We start from the raw sequence: 7,363 nt of genomic DNA, 5'->3' as shown, positions 1-7,363 counted from the left end.
GTGAAATTTATTAAGCTATTGCGAATAAACTTGTTAAGTTTTTTGAAACTTCACAAGTTCATAAAAGATAAATTTGCCAAATTTTTGAAATTTGGCAAATTTTAAGTTGTGAGGAAAAAATGAAAGAAAAAATCGATATCCAGAGTCAAGTTGACAAACGGAATATAACCATTGATAAAGTTGGCGTAAAGAAAGTTCGTTACCCGATAATCGTTGAAGATCGAGAGAATGGAGTTCAAAATACTGTTGCAGATCTTGATATTTTTGTCGAGCTTCCTCATCATCATCGCGGCACGCATATGAGCAGGTTTATCGAAGTTTTGAATAAATTCCACAAAGAGAATTTTATTAAGAAACTTCCGGATTTTTTATCTGAAATAAAGAAATCTCTAAACGCAGATGCTTCTTATACAAAGATCAGATTTCCCTATTTTTTAAAAAAGAAAGCTCCGGTTTCCGGTACAGAATCATTACTGTCTTATAATTGTTTTTTTGAAGCTTCATTTAGAGAAAATTTTGATCTTGTTATCGGGGTTGAAGTTCCGGTAACTTCTTTATGTCCATGCTCAAAAGAGATCAGTGAATTCGGAGCACACAGCCAGAGATCTCTGGTGACCGTGAAAGTTTCATTCGATGAATTTATCTGGCTGGAAGAACTAATTGAGATCGTGGAAAAATCTGCCAGCTCGGAAATTTATCCTCTCCTGAAAAGAAGAGATGAGAAATATGTGACAGAAAAAGCATATCTAAATCCTGCTTTTGTGGAGGATATTGTCAGGGATATTACACTAAAATTACAGAAAGATAAAAGGATAAAATATTTCAAGGTCGAATCTGAAAATTTTGAATCTATCCATGATCATAATGCTTATGCTTGTGTGGAAAGGAAAATAGCAGCGAACAAAACTAACAAAATGAACAGAAAAGTAACTCGAAATGCGTAGTTCGGAACTTGTTCCGATCCTGCTTTTTTAGATCAGGAGTTTCATGGCAACGATTCTCAAACAGGACAGTGTCCGGCTACTGACGGATTATTTGAGTTACTGAACAATTCAAGCGAATTGTTTTACGATTCGTAACTCAATTTGCCAAATTGAAGAAAATATAGTTAAAATGTTCGTATTGTTAGTTTTGTCCGTTGCTAAATAAAAAAGGAAAACAGATGAATATAATATCAAAGAAATTAGAAAATGGATTTAAAGTAATTTTTGCGAAAGATACTTCTAATCCATTATTATGTATGCAATTGTATGTAAGAACAGGATCTGCATGGGAAGAGAAGAGTGAAGCAGGATTTTCCCACTTCATCGAGCATCTTGTTTTCAAATCAACACAAAAATATCCGGATAATTCCATTATGGAAAAAGTAACTTTTCTGGGCGGTCAAATAAACGCTTATACGGAATATGATTCAACTTGCTTTTATGTAACTTTACCTGCTGAATATTTTGATGAGGGAATCGAGATTTTAGCTGAAATTGCCCAAAATGTTAAATTCAAGGAAGAAGATTTCAGGTTTGAAAAACAAGTTATAATCGAGGAATTAAAGCAGTTTCAGAATGATCCGGAAGATTTTTTCATCGAAGAAATAGCAGAAAAATACTTCCAACAAAATTCGTATCGAAATCCTATTATCGGTAACTTCAAATCTTTGAATAATGCATTTCTCAAAGATTTAAAAACATTTTATCAAAAAAAATATGTTCCTGGAAATTGTTTCCTGGTCATCTCTGGAGATTTCCAGGAAAATATTTTATCCAATTCATTAATAAAATATTTTGGAGATTGGAAACAATCAAAACTGAAAACAAAACTATCGGTTGCAGAGAACTTTCCTTCCAAACCAAAAATCTTTTCCATCCAAAAAGATATTTCCAATGATATGCTGGCTTTTGTGCTTCCCGATCTTGCCGAAAGTCATCCTGATTCACATGCTTTATTTTTAGCATACAAGATTCTGGCTATCGGGAAAAATTCCATTCTTTTTACCAGGTTGTTCAATGAAGAAAAATTGATAGACAATCTCAAAGTTCATTCATTCAGCGGGAAAAACAATGGTGCTTCCATAATTCTGATCATGCCGAAAAAAAAAGCTGATCTGCATAAAATTTCTACCATATTTTTCGAAGAATTATCAAAATTAAGGTATTTCGGGATAGATGAGAGAAAATTTAATGAGCAGAAAAAAGAACTCCTTTTTTCCTTTAAATATGCTTTTGAATATGTCGAATCATTAGCATCGAGTTTAGGAAATGAAGAGGTTTTAACGACTTATGAGAATTTTTTAAAATATCCTGAAATTATTGGAAGACTCACCAAATCTGATTTTGATAAAGTCATAAAAAAATATTTTCGGATCGATTCACTTTATGTGTTTCATACCGGAAAAAAGTCGTTCAACAAAGAATCTATAAAGAAAATTCTGGTTTCATCAAAACAAATAAAACAATTCCGAGTGCAAGGAAAGGATTTTCTGGAAACAACTCTCGCTAATGGAATGAAAGTTCTTTTCAAAAGAGTGAATGGAAAACCTACCATTGGAATTGCCCTGTCCATCAATGCTTCTCAACTAAATGAAACACAAAAAAATCGTGGGATCAACCTGATGACAGGTGGTTTGATGCTTTATGGAAATAAAAAACTGAATCATGATCAATTCCTGAATTTTTGCACGACTCATGGAATAAATTTCGGTATTTCCCCCGGAACCGAAGCCACAACTGTTCGTTTGAAATGTTTCCGGGAATTCCTTCCGATGAGCCTGCAATTGCTATCCGAGGTAATTTCTTATCCAACCTTTCCCAAAGATTATTTTGAGAATTTAATTCAGACTTATCATAGCAATCTTGATCGAATCAAAGATTATCCCCATTATTATGCTCTTAAACTCTGGAAAGAAATGATGTTTGGAAAGCAAAGCAATTTTCTCAACAAAGAGGGCACAAAATCATCTTTACACAGAATTTCCCTGAACCGGATCCGGAACTGGCATCAAGATTATTATCGAGTTCGGAATATGTCGCTGACCATAGTTGGAGATTTTGATTTTCCGAAAACGATGATGAATATGGATAAACTGTTTCCTGCTCAAAACAATGATATGAAAATTAATCCTGCTAAAGCGATCATTTTTCCTTCTTCACAAAGATTTAAAAAGAGAGAACAGAACCAAAATCAGGCGATCATCAATATAGGAGGATTTGGTTGTTCATCGTTGGAATTCGATAAAAATACTGCATTCCATGTTTTAGCCCAGATCATTGGTGGAGATACAAATTCCATTTTATTCAGGGAATTAAGGGAAAAGAAAGGTTTGGCTTATTCTGTAGACTTTGAATTCAGGTCGATCAAAGAGCTGGGATATTTTATGGCTTCTGTAATTGTGGACAAAAAAAATGAAAAGCAAGTGATAGATCAGATAATTTCTATCCTGGATGAGATCAGGAAAAATGGGATTACCAAAGAAGACCTTGAAAAAACAAAGAATTATATCAGAGGTCAAAGATTATTAGAGGAAGAGAGCATGCTCGCTCAAGCTCATATCATCTCTGTTCTCGAAGCAACTGGTTTTGGTTATGAACATTATCTGAAAAGAGAAGAGCGATTGCACAAAGTCGATCTCGGTGCCATCCATAAAATTGCAGAAGAATATTTTAAAGAAGAGGGATATTTTATTCATGTTTTATCGTAAAAGACAACATTCCGAAGAGCTTCGCACATTCGGAAGTTGATATTTGGAGAAATATGATATCAAAATTCAGAATCAATAAAGAAGATAGATTAGTTGTTTTAACAGGTGCTGGCATCAGTGCGGAATCAGGTTTGAAAACATTTCGCGATAATAATGGTTTATGGGAAAATCATCGAGTCGAGGAAGTTGCAACTCCGGAAGCATTTCGATCAAATCCGGAAATGGTCTGGAGATTTTATAAACAGAGATATTTTCAATTAGCGGAAGTTCATCCCAATCCCGGTCATTTTGCTTTAAAAAAATTGGAAGATTTTCTGAAGCAGAATTTCTTTATCATCACGCAAAATGTCGATGGTTTGCACTTTCAAGCAGGTAATAATAGAGTTCTGGAAATGCATGGTTCTCTACGAAAATGTTTTTGCAGTAAATGTTTACAAAAATACGAGATGCAGGAAATTGACCTTTCTCCCGATGTTCCTGTATGCGAAAAATGTAAGGGAAATTTAAGACCTGATATTGTCTGGTTTGGAGAAATGCCGCATTTTCTGAATGAGATCGATGAGATCCTAAAAAAAGCAGATTATTTTCTGGTTGTGGGAACGAGTGGAGTTGTTTATCCTGCTGCTCAATTTTTATCTATTGCCAGACATTATGGAGCAAAAACAATTGGTGTGAATCTGGCAGAACCGGAGAATGTCCGGATGATAGATGAGTTCCGTCAGGGAAAAGCGGGAGAAATTCTGCCGGGATTGGTCGAGGAATGGATGTTGGAAACTTGAGTCCTAAAAAACATCGGAATGTCCGTAGGTCTTCCGATTGTTTTTATCTCACCGCAAAGGCGCAAAGGACGCCAAGAAAAAACATAATCCTATAAATCCTGTTATCCTGTCTGATTAAATCTGAGGTGATTCCAACATTCCGAAGAGCTTCACACATTCGGAAGTTGAAAAAACATCTGAATGTTCAGCTTGCTGAATCTTCCGATTGTTTTGAAAAAACATCAATATTCCGAAGATTCGGCAAATCGAAACATTCGGAAGTTGAATACAGAATTGAGGATAAATGCAAAAAATATCAATTGGAATAGATTCCGGATCAAGAACTACAAAAATAGTCATATTTCAAAATAATCGAATAAAATATTCAAATGTCGTTGATACGGGAGTTAATCCCAAAACAACATCAGAATTTTTATCTAAAAAAACATTGTCAAATTTGGAAATTAATAAGAGAGATATTTCAAAAATATATGCGACAGGTTATGGAAGAAAATTAGTTAGATTCGCTGATAAACAGGTTTCCGAAATTACTTGTCATGCCAGAGGTGTGAACTTCCTTTTCCCTGAAGTTAGAACTGTCATCGATATCGGAGGTCAGGATTCTAAAGTGATCCTCGTTAACGAGAAGGGAAAAGTTATTGATTTTGTGATGAATGACAAATGCGCAGCAGGAACCGGAAGATTCCTGGAAGTTGTAGCTCACATTTTAGAATTAACAGTCGATGAACTCGGTAAGATTTCTTTACAATCCAATGAAAAGATAAATATTGATAGCACTTGTGTCGTTTTTGCAGAATCAGAAATTATCGGATTGATCTCGCAGGGAAAGAAAAGAGCGGATATAATTATGTCAGTTCATCATTCTATTGCTAAAAGGACAAAAAGTTTTCTATCTCAACTTCATTGGCAGAAGCCGGTTGTTTTTACAGGTGGAGTTGCTAAAAATGTGGGGATGACGAAAGCGATTTCATCGGTTTTGAATGCGGAAATAATTGTTCCTGAAAATTCCTTCATCACCGGAGCTCTGGGTGCAGCGATCTTTGCTAGTGAAGTGAATGGTTAATGTTTGGGATGACCTGAATGAACTCAGGGCTGAGTGGTGGTGATCTTATCTTCCATTCACTAAAGTGAAAGGTTAATGTATCATAAAAGTCAAAAAGAAGAATCATGAAAAAAATTATATTATTATTTTTATTGTTTTCTTTCATCGCCTTGATGGCAGAAGATGAAAGAATCGATAAAAATAATGAAATTCTTAGATCCACTCACAATTTCGAATTGATCAAATATTTCCTGAAAACAGAAGAATACACGCAGGCAATAACAATTATCGACTCGACTTTACTCGATTCCGTAATGATCGATTCCTTGATATTTTTTAAGGGATTGGCTTATGAAGGATTAAAAGACTGGGATAAAGCGACATTGGAATTTTCTAAAATAATTATGTCCACTACTAATGATTCCCTGAAAAATTCTGCAAGAATGAAATTCAAACAATCTATCTTACATATTAATCCTGTTCTTGCAGTCGAGAAAGTTACGGCAATATTCGATACAATCAAAATTAATTCTTTGCATAATGACTTACTCCTGATCATTGCCGAGATCTATGAAACCAACCAGCTTTTCAGTGAAGCTATCGATATTTACAAAAATATCAGGAAGGATACGACTTTTTCGGATACTGTTTTCTTAGACCTGAAAATTGCTGTGAACAATATTTTTCAGAAAAAATATGAAGATGCTCTCGAGATTCTTGATCAGATAATTATTTCGAACGATTCTCTGCATATTGAAGATGCTCTCTATTTTTCTTATGTTTCCTGGTTTTCATTGGATAACTTTCAGGAAGCAAAAAAATATCTGATCCGACTCTATACCGATTTTCCGAAAGCAAAAAACAGGTTCGATATTATTTTTAATCTTGCCGGACTTTATGCTCAAGAAGGACAATTTCTACTCAGCTGGTATTTATTGAATGAACTTTTTGAGGAGAGTTCGGAAGTTCAGAAATTCATTATTTATTCGGAAATTAATCGGATCAAAGAAAAACTCGTGCAGGATAGCCTGACTGTTAATCAATTCAAGAATTTCAAACCTGTATTTGAGGAACATATTCAAAAAGAACCGCAATGATTTAGTAGCTCGGAACTTGTTCCGAGTCCAATCTTCGGAAATGTTTTCATAGGATCCTTTCCTTGTCAGAAAAGGAATTCCCGCTAGAAAGCACAGGAATGAGTTAAAGCAAAAAAAATCCAAAGCAGGCAAACCTTCAAAATTTGAAGGAATGAGAATTCTAACTTTATGAATCAAGACAATTTAAGAAGATTAATTGCCTTTAATATTACTGTTCAAAGAAATCCATAAATTTATTTGTGGGAATATGATTCAGGAAGACAAACTAACGGTTTCAACCGTTTTTCTAATAAAATAAAACCATTAAAATGGTTCATTTAAAGGGATTTGTTAATTTTTCCCACAAATAAATTTGTGGGCTTCTAATCAAATTATAAATCATTATTGATGATTAACAATTTTTTAGAAATTTTGGGGGTATGCTTGGTTCTTGAAAAATATTTTGACAGGGATGATATTCTCTAAAGGCTTGTTTGCAGAAATAAGGAAGAAGCTAAAGACAAATCATTTCCAGTTTTGCTACGAGCGGATTGAAAGGGTGATCTCGTCTGCCTGAACCGGTAATTACATTCCCAATCAGGGGATTGGTAACGATTACAAACTGCCAGCAATTAATGACTTTTTGCCTGTTGTCCTTCCAATAATGATGGCAGGTTTTTTTACAACTAAAATTTCCCCTGTATAAACCGGATAACACTTACAAAATCAAAATGGAAATATAATCGGTTTGTAAAAGTTTGGAAGTGACTTAATG

At 34.4% G+C, this 7,363-nt stretch carries 5 protein-coding genes; all 5 read left to right on the top strand.

Translation table 11 applies throughout. The annotated features are described in order from the left end of the window. Positions 1 to 119: 119 nt before the first annotated feature. The 5 genes from ENL20_12920 to ENL20_12900 all read left to right on the top strand — a co-directional run bounded on the left by ENL20_12920 (position 120) and on the right by ENL20_12900 (position 6,609). Complete coding sequence (locus tag ENL20_12920) at positions 120 to 944, top strand: GTP cyclohydrolase I FolE2 (GenBank protein ID HHE39451.1); 825 nt, start codon at positions 120 to 122, stop codon at positions 942 to 944. A gap of 218 nt (positions 945 to 1,162) precedes the next feature. Further along, the gene (locus ENL20_12915) at positions 1,163 to 3,691 is read left to right on the top strand and encodes an insulinase family protein (protein HHE39450.1); all 2,529 of its coding nucleotides are present in this window, start codon (positions 1,163 to 1,165) and stop codon (positions 3,689 to 3,691) included. A gap of 53 nt (positions 3,692 to 3,744) precedes the next feature. Then, positions 3,745 to 4,470, top strand: a complete 726-nt coding sequence (locus ENL20_12910; protein HHE39449.1) for an NAD-dependent deacylase — start codon at positions 3,745 to 3,747, stop codon at positions 4,468 to 4,470. A gap of 283 nt (positions 4,471 to 4,753) precedes the next feature. Further along, positions 4,754 to 5,533 (top strand): 2-hydroxyglutaryl-CoA dehydratase, encoded by a 780-nt coding sequence (locus ENL20_12905; protein HHE39448.1) that lies wholly within the window; start codon positions 4,754 to 4,756, stop codon positions 5,531 to 5,533. A gap of 104 nt (positions 5,534 to 5,637) precedes the next feature. After that, entirely contained in the window at positions 5,638 to 6,609 is a 972-nt protein-coding gene (locus ENL20_12900) for a hypothetical protein (GenBank protein ID HHE39447.1), read from the top strand. Positions 6,610 to 7,363 lie beyond the last annotated feature (754 nt).

The sequence above is a fragment of the Candidatus Cloacimonadota bacterium genome, from assembly GCA_011372345.1.
Classification (GTDB): domain Bacteria; phylum Cloacimonadota; class Cloacimonadia; order Cloacimonadales; family TCS61; genus DRTC01.
The sequence above is the reverse complement of the archived record's forward strand: the minus strand, read 5'-3'. Positions and strand labels throughout refer to the sequence as shown.

Coding starts and splice junctions, on each gene's coding strand:
- ENL20_12920 (HHE39451.1), top strand. CDS start 120: ATGAAAGAAAAAATCGATATCCAGAGTCAAGTTGACAAACGGAATATA.
- ENL20_12915 (HHE39450.1), top strand. CDS start 1,163: ATGAATATAATATCAAAGAAATTAGAAAATGGATTTAAAGTAATTTTT.
- ENL20_12910 (HHE39449.1), top strand. CDS start 3,745: ATGATATCAAAATTCAGAATCAATAAAGAAGATAGATTAGTTGTTTTA.
- ENL20_12905 (HHE39448.1), top strand. CDS start 4,754: ATGCAAAAAATATCAATTGGAATAGATTCCGGATCAAGAACTACAAAA.
- ENL20_12900 (HHE39447.1), top strand. CDS start 5,638: ATGAAAAAAATTATATTATTATTTTTATTGTTTTCTTTCATCGCCTTG.